The 290-nt window shown below is 57.9% G+C and carries 1 protein-coding gene; it reads right to left on the reverse strand.

Translation table 11 applies throughout. The features are described 5' to 3' along the window. On the reverse strand, window positions 1–290 hold a 290-nt coding region (locus FXF70_RS19150), incomplete at both ends, for a hypothetical protein (RefSeq protein ID WP_222863440.1).

The following is a 290-nucleotide window of genomic DNA, read 5'->3' on the forward strand; positions in this document are numbered from 1 at the left end:
ACTGGTCCAACCGGTGATACTGGAGCTACTGGTGCCACCGGAGTTACTGGAGCTACTGGACCTACCGGGCCTACTGGTCCAACCGGTGATACTGGAGCTACTGGTGCCACCGGAGTTACTGGAGCTACTGGACCTACCGGGCCTACTGGAGCCACTGGTGTAACTGGAGATACTGGGCCTACTGGTGCCACTGGTGTAACTGGAGATACCGGTCCTACTGGTGCCACTGGTGTAACTGGTGATACCGGGCCTACTGGTGCGACTGGAGTTACTGGAGATACCGGTCCTAC

It is taken from the genome of Bacillus sp. Y3, assembly GCF_008123875.1.
GTDB classification, from domain to species: Bacteria; Bacillota; Bacilli; order Bacillales; family Bacillaceae; genus Bacillus; species Bacillus altitudinis.